The organism is Streptomyces sp. SirexAA-E (genome assembly GCF_000177195.2).
Classification (GTDB): Bacteria; Actinomycetota; Actinomycetes; order Streptomycetales; family Streptomycetaceae; genus Streptomyces; species Streptomyces flavovirens.
On record NC_015953.1, the window covers coordinates 462,851 to 479,676 of the forward strand.

A 16,826-nucleotide genomic window follows, 5' to 3' on the forward strand; every position below is an offset into this window, starting at 1 on the left:
GCGGGCGGCGGATCCGGCTCTCGGGCAGGGACGGCGGCGGGCGGCGGACTCTCGATCGTTCGATATACCGACAGTCGACCGTGACTTCGGACGGGACCGTAGGCCCGCCCCATCCCGGCGTCAATGACTTGCGCTGAGATCGCGAACGATGTCCGAGATGACGAACCGGTAGGCGCGTACACCTCCCCTCCGGGTGTGCGGCGACCCGCCGACGAAGCCCGTCCCGTGCCCGGACGAAGGGGAGATGTCGCACCGGAGCGGACCGATTTCCTACTCAGGGGTAGGCCGGTCGGGTGCGCTTGTTATACCTTCCGTCTAACAGGCGGTGCGGGAGCCGCCCCCCGCGCCCGTCCTCCGCCCCCTCCCGCTCAGCTCTCCCCCGGCGGCCGCCATGTGCCGCCGCACACAGGGGTGTTGACGGCGCGTCAGTACTGCCGCGACAACCCGAAGGAACCGCACGCGCGAACCGAGGAGCCGCACCATGGCAAGCAGCACCGTTCGACCCGGGCCCGAGGAACGGCCCCAGGAGCACGACGTCGCCCGCCGCCTGCTCGATTCGGCCGCGATGCTGGCGTACGACCCGGCGACGGAGGTCGACTGGGAGACCCCGCTGGACAAGGACTTCCACGGCGCGAGCCCGGAGTGGAGCACCCTGTACGGCACGGCGTACTGGCACGAGATGACCGACGCCCAGCGCAAGGAACTGACCCGCCAGGAGGCCGCGTCGGTGGCCAGCACCGGGATCTGGTTCGAGATGATCCTCCAGCAGATGGTGCTGCGGGACGTCTACGCGAAGGACCCGACGAGCGCGGACGTCCAGTGGGCGCTCACCGAGATAGCCGACGAGTGCCGGCACTCCATCATGTTCGCCCGCGGCGCGCAGAAGCTGGGCGCCCCGGCCTACCGGCCGCACCGGCTCGCGGTGGAGCTCGGCAGGGCGTTCAAGACGGTCGCCTTCGGCGAGGCGGCGTACGCGGCGATCCTGGTCGCCGAGGAGGTCCTCGACGTCATGCAGCGGGACTGGATGCGCGACGAGCGGGTCGTCCCGTTCGTCCGGACCATCAACAACATCCATGTGGTCGAGGAGTCGCGGCACATGAAGTTCGCCCGCGCCGAGACCCGCAAGCACCTCGCCGGCGCGGGCCGGGTGCGCCGCCGGATCCACGCCTTCGTGATCGCGGTGGCCTCGTACGTGATCGTCACGAGCATGGTCAACAAGGACGTGTACGCCAACGCCGGGCTCGACGGCAAGCGTGCCGTCAGGGAGGCGAAGGCCAACGAGCACCACAAGTCGATGATGCGGTCGAGCTGCTCGGGCCTGATGGACTTCCTGGCCTCCGCACGCCTGCTGACCCGGCCGGCCCTGGTCTTCTACAAGCGCGCCCATCTGATCTGAGCGGACGACATGACCTACGCCATCACCCAGACGTGTTGCAGCGACGCCACCTGCATCGCGGTGTGCCCCGTCAACTGCATCCACCCCACGCCCGAGGAACGGGACTTCGGCAGCACGGAGATGCTGCACATCGACCCGAAGTCCTGCATCGACTGCGGCGCCTGCGCGGACGCCTGCCCGGTGGACGCGATCTTCCCGGTGGAGAGCCTGACCGGCGCGCTGCGGGAGTACGAGCAGATCAACGCGGCCTACTACGAGGGCCGGGAGGCCGAACCGGCCGTGGCCGGGCCCAACTTCCACGCATGGGGCGAGCCGGTCTTCGGGCGCAGCCTGCCGTCGGACTTCGCACCGATCCGGGTCGCCGTCGTCGGCACCGGCCCCGCGGGGATGTACGCCGTCGAGGACCTGCTGCTGCACACCGGTGCCGAGGTGACGCTGATCGACCGGCTGCCGGTGGCGGGCGGGCTCGTGCGGTACGGCGTGGCGCCGGACCATCCGTCGACGAAGAAGGCGCAGGACGCCTTCGCGCGGTTCCACGCGCACCCCCGGGTGCGGATGCACCTCGGCCTGGATGTGGGCGGGGACGTCACGCACCAGGAGTTGGCCGCACACCACCACGCGGTCGTCTACGCGGTCGGTGCCGCCGCCGACCGCAGGCTCTCGGTCCCCGGCGAGGACCTGGCGGGCAGTCTCTCCGCCAGGACGTTCGTCGCCTGGTACAACGCCCACCCGGAGGTCGCGCCGGACGCCGTGGACCTCTCGACGGAGCGGGTCGTCCTCGTCGGCAACGGCAACGTCGCCCTCGACGCGGCCCGCATCCTGGTGTCGGACCCGGACGCCCTGGCCGGCAGCGACATCGCCGGCCACGCGCTGGAGGCGCTGCGGTCCTCCCCGGTGCGCGAGGTCGTGGTCCTCGGGCGGCGCGGGCCCGGTGAGGCGGCGTACACCCGGTCCGAACTGCTCGCCCTCACACACCTGCCCGGCGTCGGACTGGTACTGGACGACCACGATCCGCGGACCGGCGCGGCCGTCGACGCCGCGGCGCCCGGGGACAAGGCGGCGGTGCTGCGGGGCATCCGGCGGGAGGCGGTGGACTGGTCCGCCGCACCGCCCGAGGGACGGCGCATCGTGTTCCGCTTCCACTCCGAGCCGGTGGAGGCACGGGGCGAGGACCGGGTGCGGGGTGTCCGTGTCACGGGTGGTCGCGACGGGGCGGAGATCCCTACGGGCCTGCTGCTCCGGGCGGTCGGCTACCGAGGCCTGCCGGTCGCCGGACTGCCCTTCGACGAGGCGACCGGGACGGTCCCGCACGAGGGCGGCCGGGTGACGGGCGAGCGGGGCACGTACGTGGTGGGCTGGATCAAGCGCGGCCCGTCCGGCGGCATCGGGGCGAACCGGACATGCGCCGAGGACACCGTCACCACGCTGCTGGCCGACGCCGTCGCCGGCCGGCTCGTCGAACCGGAGCACGGGCCGAAGGCCTTCCGGCGTCTGGCGCGGCGCCGCAACCGCCGCCTCGTCGACGCCCGCGGCCTCGCGGAGATCGACCGGGCCGAGCTGGCCCGGGGGCGCCTGGAGGGGCGGCCCCGCGTCAAGCTGGCGACTCTCCCGGAGCTGGTGGCGGCCGGGCGCGCCCGCCGGAGACCGGTCCGCTGATCCCGGCGGGGGCGTGCGCCGGCCGCGCAATTTCTCCCAGGGGCGGCCCGGTCACACGCCGTGGACGGGACCGCTCCCGGCGGTCAGTGGCAGTCCGCTGCCACCCCGGCGTACGGCGACGATCTCGGCCATGATCGACAGGGCCGTCTCCTCGGGCCCGCGCCCGCCGAGGTCCAGCCCGATCGGCGAGTGGAGCCGGGCGAGTTCCGCGTCGGCCAGGCCCGCCTCGCGGAGCCGTACGAGCCGGTCCTCGTGTGTGCGCCGGCTGCCCATGGCCCCCACGTAACCGGCACGGCTGCCCAGGGCGAGCGCGAGCACGGGCACGTCGAACCGGGCGTCATGGGTGAGGACGCAGACGGCTGTCGTCCCGTCCACCCGGTCCTGATGGTGGCGGAACCATCGGTCGGGCCGGTCGGTGACGACCTCGTCGGCTCCCGGGAAGCGTTCGGGCAGTGCGAAGGCGGGCCTGGCGTCGCAGACCGTGACGCGGTGGCCGAGGGCGGCGCCGATACCGGCCAGCGGACGGGCGAACTCGGTCGCGCCGAAGACCAGCAGACGCGGCCGGGCCGCGAAGGACTGCACCAGCAGGTCCTCCTCCGGCGCGCAGTCCGGCTCCCCGCTGCCGGCCCGCACGAGCCCGCCGGCGCCACGGCCCAGCAGTCCTTCGGCCGCGAGCACCGCCGCCCGGTCCCCGCGCGGGTCGCCGAGCGTGCCGGTGACCGAGCCCTCCCCGACGGCCAGGGCGGACCCTCGGGCGACGGAGGTGACCAGGGCGACGGGGACACCGGCTTCCAGGTCGGCCGCGATCCGGTCGAGCGGCACCGCGGGGGTGATCTCGCGGACCAGCACCTCGATCGTCCCGCCGCAGGTCAGTCCGGCCTCCAGGGCGTCGCCGTCGTCCACGCCCCAGCGTCCCACCGCCGGCGTGGCATCCGTCAGCACCTCCTCGGCCATCGCGCAGACCGCGGCCTCCACACAGCCCCCGGACACGCTCCCGGCGACCCGCCCCTGCGCGGACACCAGCATGGACGCGCCGGGGCCGTGCGGTGCCGACCCCCAGGTACGCGTCACGGTCGCCATGGCGAAGCGGATCCCGGAGCGCTGCCAGGCGGCCGCCTGCTGGATGACGTGTCTCATGTCGTTCACCTCGGACCGGAGGATGGGGGGAGTCCCGCGCGGTGGATGACCTTCAGTGTGCGTCACCGCGGGCACCGGGGCCGGTCCGCCGGGCGGTCGCCCGCCCCGCTCACCCGCATCGGCGCCCCGTGTCGCGGGCGCCGGGTTTCGGGCGTGAAGTAGGGGTACCCGGGTACACAACGGCACGCAAGGGACAGCCGTGCCGCCGCAGGGCCCGACGAGAGCAAGGAGAGCGTCATGCCGGCAGGATCCAACCGCAAGCGGGAACGCCAGTACGAGCACATCAAGGAGAGCACCGAGAAGCGCGGCGCCTCCGAGGGCCGGGCCGAGGAGATCGCGGCCCGCACGGTCAACAAGGAGCGTGCGCGGGCCGGTGAGTCGAAGACGGCGAGCAAGACGTCGATCCGTGATCCCAAGTCCGCCTCCGAGCGCGGCGGACAGCGCTCCCACAGCGGGGCGAAGGGGCCGACCCGGGACCAGCTGTACGAAGAGGCGAAGAAGAAGAACGTCGAGGGCCGCTCGACCATGAACAAGGACCAGCTGCGCAAGGCCGTCGGCCGCTGATCCCGCCGCGGGATCCGGCACCCGTCGGCCGTCCGGCCCCCGTACCCCTACGAGCGGGTGAACGGCCGCGCGGGTCGGCGCGGTTCCCGTCCCTCCGACGCGAGAGTGGGAGTCATGCGCGCCCTGGTGATCAACTGCACCCTCAAACCGTCCCCCCAGCCCTCGAACACGGAGGCCCTGGCCCGACAGGTCGTCACCGCTCTGCAGGGGCACGGCGCGACGGTGGACGTCGTGCGCGCCGTCGACCTGGACATCCGGCCGGGCGTCGAGAACGACATGGGCGGGGGTGACGAGTGGCCGTCGGTGCGCGAGAAACTGTCGTCGGCCGACATCGTCGTGGTGGCTTCCCCGACCTGGGTCGGCCGCCCCTCCTCCGTGGCCCAGCGCGTCCTGGAACGCATGGACGCGATGATCAGCGAGACGGACGACGAGAACCGGCCCGTCGCCTACAACCGGGTGGCGGGTGTGGTCGTCACCGGCAACGAGGACGGCGCCCACCACGTCATCAGCGAGATCTGCGGGGCACTCGGGGACATCGGGTACACCGTGCCGGGCCAGGCGTGGACGTACTGGCACCTCGGCCCCGGGCCGGGCCCCGACTACCTCGACGACGATCGCGGCCACGACTGGGCGGCTTCCACCGCCCGGGCGATGGCCTCCAACCTCTTCCACACGGCGCGCGCCCTCACCGAACACCCGGTGCCCGCACCGCCGTCCTGAGAGACGAGTGCGCATGACACGCGGAACCGAACTGCCGGGAACGGACGAGTCCTACTGGATGGCGACGTCCGAACACCCCGCCTTCCCCGCCCTGGACGCCGACCGGGCGGCCGACGTCGTGGTCGTCGGCGGCGGCGTGGCGGGACTGAGCACCGCATGGGAACTGACCAGGGCGGGGCGCAGCGTCGTCGTGCTGGAGGCGGACCGTGTCGCGGCCGGGGTGACCGGTTGCACGACGGCCAAACTCACCGCCGCGCACTCCCTGGTGTACGACCGGCTCCGGCGCACCCGGGGGCCCGAGGGCGCGGCGCGGTACGCGCTGTCGCAGCAGGCGGCGGTGGAGCGGGTCGGCGCGGTGGTGGCGGAGCTCGGCATCGCCTGCGACCTGGAGAGCGCCTCGGCGTTCACCTTCACCACGGACCCGGGGCGCCGTGCGGAGTTCGAGGCGGAGGCCGAGGCGGCCGCCGAGGCCGGGCTCGACGCCGCGTGCGTACGGGAGACGGAGCTCCCCTTCCCCGTGGCGGCCGCGGTCCGGGTGAGGCGTCAGGCGCAGTTCCATCCGCGCCGGTATCTGCTGGCACTGGCGTCCGACCTCCGTGCGCGGGGCGGTGTGATCCATGAACGGACCCGGGTCACCGGTCTGAGCGAGGGCAGCCCCTGCCGGGTGACCACGGAGTCGGGGCTGACGGTGTCGGCGCGTGACGTGGTGATCGCCACGCACGTCCCCGTGTTCGACCGTGCTCTGCTCTTCGCCCGGATGTCGCCGCGCCGTGAACTCGTCGTGGCGGCCCCACTGGCGGCCGAGGCCGCGCCGGAGCACATGTACATCACCGACGAGGGCGGCAAGCGTTCGGTGCGTACGGCGCCGCTCGACGCGGACCGGCGGCTGCTCATCGTCACGGGCGAGGACTTCACACCCGGTACGGGGGACGCCCGTGAGCGGTTCCGGCGGCTGGACGCGTGGATGCATGAGCACTTCCCGGCCGGTCCGACGGCGTACCGCTGGGCGGCCCAGGACAACGACGTCAGTGACGGGGTGCCACTGATCGGCCCGTTCCACCCCGGCGCGCGCCATGTGTACGTCGCGACGGGGTTCGGCGGCTGGGGCATGAGCGGAGGCGTGCTGGCGGGGCAGCTCCTGACGGCGACGCTCACCGGGGACACCCCCTCCTGGGCGGGGCTCTACGACCCCCGCCGACTACGGAGCACGGTCCGCGAGGGCGCCAAGCTGCTGACCCAACAGGCGGAGGTGGCCCGGCACTTCGTGGGCGACCGCCTCAAGGGCACGCGGGTGGACTCCGCCGAGGAGATCGCCCCCGGTACGGGTGCCCTCGTGCGGGACGGAGGGCGGCACCGGGCCGTCTACCGTGACGAGGAGGGCCGGACGCACAGCGTGTCGGCGCGGTGCACGCATCTGGGGTGCCTGGTCGCCTTCAACCCGGCGGAGACCTCCTGGGAGTGCCCGTGCCACGGCTCGCGGTTCGGTGTCGACGGTGAGGTGCTCCAGGGTCCCGCCGTTCGTCCGCTGCCTCCGGCCGAGTAACCGGGGCGTGCGCCGAGGGCGCCGCCGGAGCCCGCTGCTGCGGGGCTCCGGCGGCGCCCTCGGCCGTGGTGCCCGTCGTCGAAACTGCGCCATTGTCCGCGTGGCAGTGCCCCCCGGGCCCGGACCGGCAGCTCGGTGTGCGCGCTTCCGCGAGCCCCGGCTTTCGGTAACACTCCTTGTGCGCACGGGGGTTGGCGCGTGCTCGGGCCCGTCGCCGCGCCTCCGTGCGGGCTGCGATCAAATTCAGTCAGTCGATTGACTTAGGTGTGGTCGGTCGGGTTGGCTCCGGTCAGGCGGTTCCCCCTCCCCCACGACTGGAGCAGCCATGACCGACATGTCCGCGCGGGTACCGGCGGTGAGCGGATGAGTGCGACCGGAGCCCGGGTGGCACGGTCCGCCGCCACCCGTGAGGCGATCATGACCGCGGCCGAACGGCTCTACGCGGAACAGGGGCTGTCCGCCATCTCCAACCGGCAGATCAGCGAGGCCGCCGGCCAGGGCAACGTCACCGCCGTCAGCTACCACTTCGGCTCCCGGCTCGACCTGGTGCGCGCCATCATGGTGCGGCACGGCGAACAGGTCGACGCGCTCCGCACCCGCCACGTGGCCGAGGTGGGCGGCAGCACCGATCTCAGGGACTGGGTGCGCTGCCTGGTACGCCCGGTCTCCGAGCACCTGGCGGCCCTCGGTGTCCCGTCCTGGCAGGCCCGGTTCGCGGTGCAGGTCCTCACCGACCCGGTGACGCGGAACCTGATCGCCGAGGAGGCCCTCGGCCGGCCCGGTCTGCACGCCGTGATGCTCGGTCTGAAGCAGCGCCTGGCGGATCTCCCGCCGCACGTCCGCCGCGTGCGGGGCGAGATGGCCCGCCATCTGATCACCCACACCTGTGCCGAGCGGGAACGGGGGCTGGCGGACAGGACCGCCCGGCCCCGCGCGTCCTGGTCGGACACCGCCGACGAGTTGGAGGACGCGCTCGTCGGCCTGTTCACCGCCCCGGTCACCCACCCCCACCCCCGTACCAAGGAGACCCTGTGAAGATCACCGTCGACGAAGAGAAGTGCTGCGCCGCCGGTCAGTGTGTGCTGATAGCCCCCGAGGTCTTCGACCAGCGCGACGAGGACGGCATCGTGGTCCTGCTGGACGACGAGCCGCCCGCAGGCCGGCACGACGTCGTGCGGGAGTCCGCCGACATCTGCCCCGCCGCCGCGATCCGTCTCCACGAGGACGCGTGAGCTCCCCCGGGCACGTCCTGGTGGTGGGAGCCTCCGCGGCCGGGCTCGGCACGGCGGAGGCCCTGCGCCGGAAGGGCTACCAAGGACGTCTCACCCTGCTGGGCGCCGAGTCCGGACCGCCCTACGACCGGCCCCCGTTGTCCAAGCAGGTGCTCTCCGGCGCCTGGGAGCCGGACAAGGCGCGGCTGCGCCCGCAGGACGCCCTCGACGGGCTGGACGCCACGTTCGTCCTCGGAGATCCGGCCGTCTCGCTGGACGCGGCACGGCGTCGGGTGGAGACGGCGTCCGGTCGGACACTGACGGCGGACGCGGTCGTCGTCGCCACCGGCGTACGGGCCCGCCCGCTCCCCGGCCCGGGCGGACTGCGCGGCGTGCACGTCGTGCGTACGCTCGACGACTCGGCGGCCCTGCGCGCCGATCTGGTGGCCGCCCGTCGCCTCGTGGTGGTCGGTGACGGGGTGCTGGGCGCGGAGGCCGCGGCCACCGCACGGCTGATGGGGCTGGAGGTGTGCGTGGTCGGCCCGCAGCCGTCCCCGATGACCGACCAGCTCGGCCCGTTCGCCGCCGGGCACCTCGCCGCCCTGCACACCCGCAACGGCGTGGTGCTGCGGGGAGGAACCCTGGTGGAGTCGCTGCTGTCACGGGAGGGCCGGGTCGCCGGCGTGCGGCTCGTGGGCGGCGAGGAGCTGGAGGCGGACGTGGTGGTGGCCGCGATCGGCTGCGCACCCGCCACCGACTGGCTCGCGGGCAGCGGGCTGGAGCTGGACGACGGCGTCGTCTGCGACGCGTACTGCCGCGCGGCGGACGGCGTCTGGGCGGCGGGGGACGTGGCGCGCTGGCATCACGCGGGAGTCGGACGGGCGATGCGGCTGGAGAACCGCGCCAACGCCACCGAGCAGGCCCTCGCCGTCGCCGGGAACATCCTCGGCGAGAACCGGCCGTACCTGCCCGTGCCCTCCTTCTGGACCGACCAGTTCCAGGTGAAGATCCAGGTGCTCGGCACGCCCACGGCGGACGCCTCCCCCGAGGTGGTGGACGGCGATCCGGCCCAGGGGCGTTTCGTGGTGCGGTACGACGCCCCGGGAGGGCCCACGGGCGTGCTCGGCTGGAACATGCCCAAGCAGACCCGACTGCACCGGGCCGTCCTGACGGACCGCTTCACCCGCCCGCCGGAGCCGGCCGGCCGGTGAGCCTGCCCGGCCGGCGCCGGGCCCCCTTGTTTCCTCGACCCCACCCCCGGAGGCATCCCATGACCACCCACCCCCAAGCGGCGCCGGACATCCCCGCCTTTCCCGCGCCCCGCTCCCCCGTCTGCCCGTTCGACCCGTCGCCCGGGATGCGGGCGCTGAGCGACCGGGGTCCCGTCACCCGGGTCCGTTCCTGGGGCGACAGCACCCCCTGGGCGGTGACCGGGCACGCCGAGCAGCGGGCGCTGCTCGCCGACCCCCGGCTGAGCGTCGACTTCTCCAACCCGGGTTTCCCCAGTCCCGTCGATCCCCGTCACCACCGGGGAGGCGGGTCCACGGACCTCAGCTTCGTCGGCATGGACGACCCCGAACACGCCCGCCTGCGCCGCATGGTCAGCGGTGCCTTCACCCTCAAGCGCGTCGAGGCCCTGCGTCCGGCCGTCCAGCGGATGACGGACACCTTCATCGACCGGATGCTGGCCGGTCCGAAGCCCGCCGACCTCGTCCAGGCGCTGGCGCTCCCCCTGCCCTCGCTCGTCATCTCCGACCTGCTCGGGGTGCCCTACGAGGACCACGCGTTCTTCCAGCGGAACAGCGGCACCCTGGTCTCGGCGGTCGCGACCGGTGAGGAGCGGCACGCCGCCCACACGGCGCTGGCGGAGTACCTCGACGACCTGGTCGCGCAGAAGACCGCCGAACCCGCCGACGACCTGCTGTCCACGCTGGGCGGGCAGGTCCGGGCGGGCGAGCTGACCCGCCGGGAAGCGGCCACCATGGGCGTCCTGCTGCTGCTCGGCGGCCACGAGACCACCGCGAACATGATCAGCCTGGGCACCCTGCTGCTGCTCCACCACCCCGACCAGCTCGCCGCCGTCCGCGACGCCGAGGACCCGCAGGTCGTCGTCGGCGCCGTCGAGGAGTTGCTGCGCTACCTCTCCATCGTCCATCTCGGCCGCCGCCGCACCGCCCTGGAGGACATAGAGATCGCCGGGCAGACCATCGCGGCCGGCGAAGGCGTGATCCTCCTCGGCGAGCTCGCCAACCGTGACCCGCAGGTCTTCGAGGACCCCGACCGCCTCGACATCACCCGCAACGCCCGACGCCACCAGGCGTTCGGCGCCGGCGCCCACCACTGCGTCGGCCAGCCGCTGGCCCGGCTCGAACTCCAGGTGGTCTATCCCACCCTCTTCCGGCGCATCCCCACGCTGCGCCCGGCCGTCCCGCTGGAGGACACCCGGTTCAAGTACGACACCGTCATCTACGGCCTGCACGAACTGCCCGTCACCTGGTGACACCGGGACCGGGCCTCCCCGGGGAGCCGTGCGGGCGGCGGGTCAGTACGATGAACCGCCCCGCGGCGACCCGGGGGCACGGCGGCGGGAAGAGGAACCGGAAGTGGCGGCAGAGGACACCAGCGGCGGGCAGCCCCGGCGGCGCGCCCAGGGCGAGCTGGAGGCACAGGTCCTGTCCACCCTCTGCCGCGCCGGTGAGCCGGCGACGGCCGCCTGGGTGCAGGAACGGCTGGAGGGCGCCGTGGCCTACACCACCGTGATGACGATCCTGACGCGGCTGCAGGCCAAGGGCGCGGTGGAGCGGCGACGGCAGGGCCGCTCCTTCCTGTGGACCCCGAGGTCCGACGAGGCGGGCCTGGCGGCGATGCGGATGCGCCGGGTCCTGGACGGCGAGAGCGACCGTGAGGCCGTCCTCGCCAGCTTCCTGACGGCGCTGACACCCGGCGACGAGCGGCTGCTGAGAGACCTGCTGGGCCAGGCGGCCGACGAACCGGAAGCCTAGGGCCATGGGCGTCTTCGTCTTCCTGCCGCTGGTCCTGCCGCTGAGCGCCTGGCCGGTGGCCCGGCTCGCGGAGCACCGGCTGCACCCGCGCACCGCGACCTGGCTGCTGTCGGCGGTCGCGGCGGTGCTGGCGCTGTGCAGCACGCTCTGCCTGGCCCTGCTGGTGGTGGTCGGTACGGCCCAGCTGCCGGGCAATCCGCTGCCCGACGGGTGGTCGGACCCCGAGGTGCGCGAGGCGGTGCCGTACGACGAGGTGGCGGGCACCGCGGCGATCCCCCTGCTGGCCGCGGTCCTCGCCGCGTGTTCCGGGGCGGCATGGCGCCACCACCGGGTACGGCGGGACGCCGGGCGCGCGCTGGCCGGGTTGCGCCCCACCACGGTCGCGGTGCTGCCCGACGACGCCCCGTACGCCTACGCGCTGCCCGGGGGGCGAGGGCGCGTCGTCGCCTCGACGTCGCTGCTGGCCTGCCTGGAGCCGGCGGAGCGCCGGGCGCTGTTCGCCCACGAGCGCGCTCACCTGGCCGGTCTCCACCACCGTTTCCTGCTCACCGTGCAGCTGGCGGCGCGGGCCAATCCGTTCCTGCGGCCGTTGCGTACGACGGTGGCTTACACCGCGGAGCGGTGGGCGGACGAGGACGCGGCGTCGGCGGTCGGCAGCCGGCGGGTGGTGGCCCGCGCCATCGGCAAGGCGGCTCTGATCTCCCGGGGGTCGCCCGCGGCGACGCTCGCCCACTTCGCGGCGCCGGGGCCGGTGCCGCGGCGGGTCGCCGCCCTGCTGGCGCCGGCGCCGGCCGCGCGGGTGTGGCCGCCCGCCTTCACCGCCGTGGGTCTGGCCGCCTGGGGGGCCGCGGCCGGGACGACGGTCTCCGCGCTCTCCTCGGCGAACGCGGCGGTCACGCTGTTCTTCGTACTGAAGGCCGCCACCCCCCTGTAACCGGCTCCCCGTCCGCTCCGACGTGGGCACTTTACGGACCCTTTACCCTTGAGCCGGGACACTTTCCGTCCCGGGCCCCAGCGGTCCGCCCTGTCCACGAAGCGTGAAGGAGCAGCACCCGCAATGGGTGAACCTGTCAGTACCAGCCGTGTCACGGCCCACCCGCACTCGACCGCCGGGACGGGGGTGGCACGGTGACGGAAGTACTCCTGTTGCTCGTCGCGCTCGTCCTGACCTTGGCGTGCGCGGTGTTCGTCGCGGCCGAGTTCTCACTGACCACCATCGAGCGCGGTGAGCTGGAGCGCGCCGCCGAGGCGGGCGAACGGGGTGCGGAGGGCGCCCTGCGGGCGGTCAGGCGCCTGACCTTCCAGCTCTCCGGAGCCCAGCTGGGCATCACGGTCACCTCGCTGGTCATCGGGATGCTGGCCGAACCGTCCCTGGCCGTGCTGCTGCGCGGGCCGCTGGAGGCCGCCGGTCTGCCCGAGGGAGCCGTCTCGACCGTGGCGACGCTGCTCGGCGTCATCGTGGCCACGGTGGTGCTGATGGTCGTCGGTGAGCTGGTCCCGAAGAACTGGGCGATCTCCAGCCCGCTGGCCGTGGCCAAGGTGGTGGCCGGACCGCAGCGGGCGTTCACCGCGCTCTTCGCCCCGCTGATCCGGCATCTGAACGACACCGCCAACCGGATCGTGCGGCGCTTCGGGCTGGAGCCGCAGGAGGAGCTCGCCTCGGCGCGGAGCCCCGAGGAGCTGGTCGCGCTGGCCCGGCACTCCGCGCTGCGGGGCGCCATGGAGCAGGACTCGGCCGAGCTGTTCGTCCGTACGCTGCATCTGGGCGAGCTGACCGCCGAGAACGTGATGACGCCCCGGGTGGACGTGCGGGCCCTCCAGGCCCGCGCCACCGCCCAGGACGCCGCCAACCTCACCCTGGCCACGGGGCTGTCCCGTTTCCCCGTCTACCGCGACAGCCTGGACGAGGTCATCGGCACGGTCCACGTACGGGACGTGCTCGCGCTCGACGAGCAGGCGCGCTCCCGCACCCCGGTGACCGACCTCGCCACCCCGCCGCTGCTGGTGCCCGACTCGCTGCCCGTGGACCGTCTGCTGCAACGGCTGCGGCGCGGCCGCACCATGGCCGTGGTGATCGACGAGTACGGCGGTACGGCGGGCGTCGCCACGGTGGAGGACATCGTGGAGGAGGTCGTCGGCGAGGTACGGGACGAGCACGACCCGCACGAGCGGCCCGACCTCGTGGCGCTGGAGCCGTCGCCGGACGGCCGCGCGGTGTGGGAGGCGGACGGCGGCGTCCGGCTCGACCAGCTGGAGGAGATCGGACTGGCCGCGCCTGACGGACCGTACGAGACGCTGGCCGGACTGGTCGCGGCCCGTCTGGAGCGCATCCCGCTCGTCACCGACCGCGTCGAGATCGCCGGCTGGCAGTGCGCCGTCCTGCACGTGGCGCACCACCGGGCCGACCGTGTCCGGATCACGGCCCCCGTCCCCGAGACCGTCCAGGAAGTGCGATGACCACCGTCCAGCTGCTGATCGGCGCGCTGACTCTGCTCACCAACGCCTTCTTCGTGGGCGCCGAGTTCGCCCTCATCTCCGTACGGCGCAGCCAGATCGAACCGGCCGCGCTGAAGGGCGGCACCCGGGCCACCTCCACCCTGTGGGGACTCGAACACCTCTCCGCGGTGATGGCCACGGCCCAGCTCGGTATCACGGTCTCCTCGCTGGTGCTCGGCGCGGTCGCGGAGCCGGCCTTCGCCCATCTGCTGGAGCCGCCGTTCGAGGCCGTGGGGGTGCCGCAGGGGCTGATCCACCCGATCGCGTTCGTGATCGCGCTGACGGCGGCGACGTATCTGCACATGCTCGTCGGGGAGATGGTGCCCAAGAACATCGCGCTGGCGGCGCCGGCACCGACGGCGCTGCTGCTGGGCCCGCCGCTGGTCGCCCTGACGCGCGCCCTGCGCCCGTTCGTCTTCGGGATCAACGCCTTCGCCAACGCGATCCTGCGGCTGGTGAAGGTGGAACCGAAGGGCGAGGTCTCCTCCGTCTACACGGACGACGAACTCGTCCGGCTGGTGAAGGACTCCAGCGAGGCGGGTCTGCTGGACCCCGCCGACGGCGAGCGGCTGCGGGACGCGCTCGAACTGGGGACGCGGCCGGTCGGCGAGGTGATGGTGCCGCTGGCCAGGACGGTCACGGTGGGGCACGACATCACGCCCCGGCGGCTCGAACGGGCCGCCGCCGAGAGCGGGTTCTCCCGGCTGCCGGTCACCGGGCCCGGTGACGCGATCCTGGGGTACCTGCACATCAAGGACGCGCTCGGGGTCGCGGAACGCAGCGAGCCGTTCCCCTCCGACGATCTCCATCCGGTCATCCGGGTGGAGATCGACACGCCCCTGGACGACGCCATGACCGCCATGCGGTCCGCGGGCACGCATCTGGCGGCGGTCGCGGGCGACCGGGGGACGGTGATCGGGTTCGTCACGATGGAGGACGTCCTGGACGAGCTGGTCGGCCCGTCCACGCCGAGCTGACGGCCCAGGGGCTCCGCGGGTGAGGTGCGGCGGCTCGGGCGGTCACCGGCCGCCGCCCGTGCCGATGGTCCAGCGCGGGTCGACACGGCCCAGCCAGGCATGGGGCAGCCGTCCGTCGCGGCGGACGCCGTCCGCTCATGCCCCGCGCCGGTGGAGGCGGTCCAGGGCGGCCAGTTCGCCGTCGGTGAGGCGCAGTGCGCCCGCCGCCACGTTGTCGTCAAGGTGCCGGACGTCGCCGGTGCCCGGGATGGCCAGCACATGGGGTCCCCGGTGCAGCGTCCAGGCCAGGCGTATCTGGGCGGCGCTCGCCCCGTGCGCCCGCGCGACGGCGAGCAGTTCGTCGCTCTCGGTCCCCGTCGTGCCGGCCTGCCGGCCGGTGCCGGCGATGGAGTAGAACGGCACGAACGCGATGCCCTGCTCACCGCAGGCGCGCACGAACTCGTCGTGCTCGGGCCGCACGCCGATGCCGTACATGTTCTGCACGCAGACCACCGGCGCGATGGCCTGGGCCTCGGCGAGGTGGTCCGGGGTGATGTTCGAGAGGCCCAGGTGGCGGATGAGCCCGGCCCGGCGCAGCTCGGCCAGTGCGCCGAAGCGCTCGGCGATCGGGTCCGTACCCACGATGCGCAGGTTCACCACGTCGAGGTGGTCGCGGCCGAGCTGGCGCAGGTTCTCCTCGACCTGGCCGCGCAGCTGTTCGGGGGTGGCGTGGGGCAGCCACCGGCCCGAGGGGTCCCGGCCGGGGCCGACCTTGGTGGCGATGACGAGGTCGTCCGGGTAGGGGGCCAGCGCCCGGTTGATCAGTTCGTTGGCGGAGCGCAGGGGCGAGAAGTAGAAGGCGGCGGTGTCGATGTGGTTCACACCGACCTCGACCGCGCGGCGCAGCACACGTGCCGCCGCGTCCCGGTCGCGCGGTACGGCACCGGCCGTCAGAGCCTCGCCGGTCTGCGGCAGGCGCATCGCGCCGAAGCCGATCCGGTTGACCGTCAGGTCGCCGAGGAGCCGACTGCCGGAGGCGGCGGCGGTGATCGTCTGTGAAGTCATGCCCGGGATCGTCCCCGCGCAGTACGATGACCGCCACTGATTCGGTCATGTATGAATCCTCGGGGCGGCAGTGACGGCGGAGCTGGTGTTCTCGACGAGGGATCTGGCGCAGGTCCGGTTCGCCGTGTCGCCGATGTGGGAGGTCGGGCCGAGCTGCCGGCTGCTGCGCTCCGGCCGCCCGGATCCCGTCCACCGGTCCTGGACCGAGCAGGTGGGGCCCCGGCTGACGGCCGCGGGCCTGGACCGGGGCTGGCTCGCCGAACTGGTCCCGCCGGCGGGGTACGTACCCGACTTCCTGAACCCCGCGCCCACCTCGCCGGCCCCCGCCCTGGCGGAGGAGCTGGCCAGGATCCGGGCCACCCCCGCCGCCCGGGTGCGCCAGGATCTGGACCGCCTCGGGGACGAGCAGGGCGGTCTCGGTCCGCGGTCGCGGGCCCTGTACGCCGAGCCGGAGGCGCGCCTGATCCGGGTCACGGAGGAGATCGAGGCGTATTGGGAGCTGGCGCTCGCCCCGTACTGGGTGCGGGTCCGGGGCGTCCTGGACGCCGATGTCTTCCACCGGTCCCGCAGGGTGGCCGAGCGGGGCCCCGGCCACCTCTTCGACGACCTGCACCCCTCGGTGACCTGGGCCGGTGACGCGCTCAGGCTGGCCCGTCGCCGCGGTTCGCTGTCCCGGGGCACGGCGGGCCCGGGTCTGGTGCTGATCCCGTCCGCCTTCACCGGCCCGGTGCCCTTCACCCGGGTGACGCCGCCCGATCCACCGCAGCTGGCCTATCCGGCGCGCGGCATCGGCACGCTGTGGGATCCCCGGCCGAACACCAGGTCCGCGGCCCTCGCCGCCGTCCTGGGCCGCTCGCGGTCCAGGTTGCTGGCCGAACTGGAGACGCCCGCCTCCACCACCGAACTGGCTCGCCGCACCGGGCTCTCACGGGCAGGGGTGTCCCAGTGCCTCACCGCGTTGCGTGACGCGGGCCTGGTCAGTGCCCACCGGGCGGGCCGTTCGGTGCTCTACGCCCGTACCGCCGCGGCCGACATCCTCCTCGCCGGATGATCCCGGGGCGTCCGAGGACCGGGGGCGGG

16 protein-coding genes are annotated in these 16,826 nt (G+C 73.7%); 14 read left to right on the plus strand and 2 right to left on the minus strand.

Annotation, left to right across the window (positions count from 1 at the left end):
* The first annotated feature begins 481 nt into the window (after positions 1–481).
* Positions 482–1,396 carry a diiron oxygenase gene (locus tag SACTE_RS01950; protein WP_014044342.1) on the plus strand — a complete coding sequence of 305 codons (915 nt, stop codon included), beginning with the start codon at positions 482–484 and terminating at the stop codon, positions 1,394–1,396.
* Between the two features lie 9 nt (positions 1,397–1,405).
* Positions 1,406–3,052 (plus strand): FAD-dependent oxidoreductase, encoded by a 1,647-nt coding sequence (locus tag SACTE_RS01955; protein ID WP_014044343.1) that lies wholly within the window; start codon positions 1,406–1,408, stop codon positions 3,050–3,052.
* Positions 3,053–3,103: 51 nt separating this feature from the next.
* Here SACTE_RS01955 and SACTE_RS01960 read toward each other — a convergent pair whose 3' ends face one another.
* Entirely contained in the window at positions 3,104–4,189 is a 1,086-nt protein-coding gene (locus tag SACTE_RS01960; protein WP_014044344.1) for an XdhC/CoxI family protein, read from the minus strand.
* Positions 4,190–4,426: 237 nt separating this feature from the next.
* Between SACTE_RS01960 and SACTE_RS01965 the strand changes: the two genes are divergently transcribed.
* The 11 genes from SACTE_RS01965 (at position 4,427) to SACTE_RS02015 (ending at position 14,702) form a co-directional block, all read left to right on the plus strand.
* On the plus strand, positions 4,427–4,753 hold the full coding sequence (locus SACTE_RS01965; protein ID WP_014044345.1) for a hypothetical protein: 327 nt from the start codon (positions 4,427–4,429) through the stop codon (positions 4,751–4,753).
* A gap of 114 nt (positions 4,754–4,867) precedes the next feature.
* Entirely contained in the window at positions 4,868–5,473 is a 606-nt protein-coding gene (locus tag SACTE_RS01970; protein ID WP_014044346.1) for a flavodoxin family protein, read from the plus strand.
* A 13-nt stretch (positions 5,474–5,486) separates the two neighbouring features.
* Positions 5,487–7,016, plus strand: a complete 1,530-nt coding sequence (locus SACTE_RS01975) for an FAD-dependent oxidoreductase (RefSeq protein WP_014044347.1) — start codon at positions 5,487–5,489, stop codon at positions 7,014–7,016.
* A gap of 363 nt (positions 7,017–7,379) precedes the next feature.
* Positions 7,380–8,051 (plus strand): TetR family transcriptional regulator, encoded by a 672-nt coding sequence (locus SACTE_RS01980; RefSeq protein ID WP_014044348.1) that lies wholly within the window; start codon positions 7,380–7,382, stop codon positions 8,049–8,051.
* Positions 8,048–8,248, plus strand: a complete 201-nt coding sequence (locus SACTE_RS01985) for a ferredoxin (RefSeq protein WP_014044349.1) — start codon at positions 8,048–8,050, stop codon at positions 8,246–8,248. The genes SACTE_RS01980 and SACTE_RS01985 overlap by 4 nt, the downstream gene beginning before the upstream one ends.
* Entirely contained in the window at positions 8,245–9,438 is a 1,194-nt protein-coding gene (locus tag SACTE_RS01990) for an FAD-dependent oxidoreductase (RefSeq protein WP_014044350.1), read from the plus strand. The genes SACTE_RS01985 and SACTE_RS01990 overlap by 4 nt, the downstream gene beginning before the upstream one ends.
* A gap of 59 nt (positions 9,439–9,497) precedes the next feature.
* Positions 9,498–10,727 (plus strand): cytochrome P450, encoded by a 1,230-nt coding sequence (locus tag SACTE_RS01995; protein ID WP_014044351.1) that lies wholly within the window; start codon positions 9,498–9,500, stop codon positions 10,725–10,727.
* Between the two features lie 103 nt (positions 10,728–10,830).
* Complete coding sequence (locus tag SACTE_RS02000) at positions 10,831–11,229, plus strand: BlaI/MecI/CopY family transcriptional regulator (RefSeq protein WP_014044352.1); 399 nt, start codon at positions 10,831–10,833, stop codon at positions 11,227–11,229.
* Positions 11,230–11,233: 4 nt separating this feature from the next.
* Positions 11,234–12,163 carry a M56 family metallopeptidase gene (locus tag SACTE_RS02005; RefSeq protein ID WP_014044353.1) on the plus strand — a complete coding sequence of 310 codons (930 nt, stop codon included), beginning with the start codon at positions 11,234–11,236 and terminating at the stop codon, positions 12,161–12,163.
* Positions 12,164–12,357: 194 nt separating this feature from the next.
* Positions 12,358–13,686 (plus strand): hemolysin family protein, encoded by a 1,329-nt coding sequence (locus SACTE_RS02010; protein ID WP_014044354.1) that lies wholly within the window; start codon positions 12,358–12,360, stop codon positions 13,684–13,686.
* Positions 13,683–14,702 (plus strand): hemolysin family protein, encoded by a 1,020-nt coding sequence (locus SACTE_RS02015; RefSeq protein WP_014044355.1) that lies wholly within the window; start codon positions 13,683–13,685, stop codon positions 14,700–14,702. Before SACTE_RS02010 ends, SACTE_RS02015 begins: the two co-directional genes overlap by 4 nt.
* Positions 14,703–14,837: 135 nt before the next feature.
* Here the strand turns inward: SACTE_RS02015 and SACTE_RS02020 are convergent, their stop codons facing one another.
* The gene (locus tag SACTE_RS02020) at positions 14,838–15,746 is read right to left on the minus strand and encodes an oxidoreductase (protein WP_014044356.1); all 909 of its coding nucleotides are present in this window, start codon (positions 15,744–15,746) and stop codon (positions 14,838–14,840) included.
* Positions 15,747–15,816: 70 nt separating this feature from the next.
* Here SACTE_RS02020 and SACTE_RS02025 point away from each other — a divergent pair, with 70 nt between their 5' ends.
* Positions 15,817–16,797, plus strand: a complete 981-nt coding sequence (locus SACTE_RS02025) for a helix-turn-helix domain-containing protein (RefSeq protein WP_019992903.1) — start codon at positions 15,817–15,819, stop codon at positions 16,795–16,797.
* Positions 16,798–16,826 lie beyond the last annotated feature (29 nt).

What these genes read in the sequence shown, in the direction of transcription:
- SACTE_RS01955 (WP_014044343.1), top strand. Translation starts at nt 1,406, where the DNA reads ATGACCTACGCCATCACCCAGACGTGTTGCAGCGACGCCACCTGCATC.
- SACTE_RS01995 (WP_014044351.1), top strand. Translation starts at nt 9,498, where the DNA reads ATGACCACCCACCCCCAAGCGGCGCCGGACATCCCCGCCTTTCCCGCG.
- SACTE_RS01965 (WP_014044345.1), top strand. Translation starts at nt 4,427, where the DNA reads ATGCCGGCAGGATCCAACCGCAAGCGGGAACGCCAGTACGAGCACATC.
- SACTE_RS02005 (WP_014044353.1), top strand. Translation starts at nt 11,234, where the DNA reads ATGGGCGTCTTCGTCTTCCTGCCGCTGGTCCTGCCGCTGAGCGCCTGG.
- SACTE_RS01970 (WP_014044346.1), top strand. Translation starts at nt 4,868, where the DNA reads ATGCGCGCCCTGGTGATCAACTGCACCCTCAAACCGTCCCCCCAGCCC.
- SACTE_RS01950 (WP_014044342.1), top strand. Translation starts at nt 482, where the DNA reads ATGGCAAGCAGCACCGTTCGACCCGGGCCCGAGGAACGGCCCCAGGAG.
- SACTE_RS01980 (WP_014044348.1), top strand. Translation starts at nt 7,380, where the DNA reads ATGAGTGCGACCGGAGCCCGGGTGGCACGGTCCGCCGCCACCCGTGAG.
- SACTE_RS01975 (WP_014044347.1), top strand. Translation starts at nt 5,487, where the DNA reads ATGACACGCGGAACCGAACTGCCGGGAACGGACGAGTCCTACTGGATG.
- SACTE_RS01960 (WP_014044344.1), bottom strand. Translation starts at nt 4,189, where the DNA reads ATGAGACACGTCATCCAGCAGGCGGCCGCCTGGCAGCGCTCCGGGATC.
- SACTE_RS02015 (WP_014044355.1), top strand. Translation starts at nt 13,683, where the DNA reads ATGACCACCGTCCAGCTGCTGATCGGCGCGCTGACTCTGCTCACCAAC.
- SACTE_RS02020 (WP_014044356.1), bottom strand. Translation starts at nt 15,746, where the DNA reads ATGACTTCACAGACGATCACCGCCGCCGCCTCCGGCAGTCGGCTCCTC.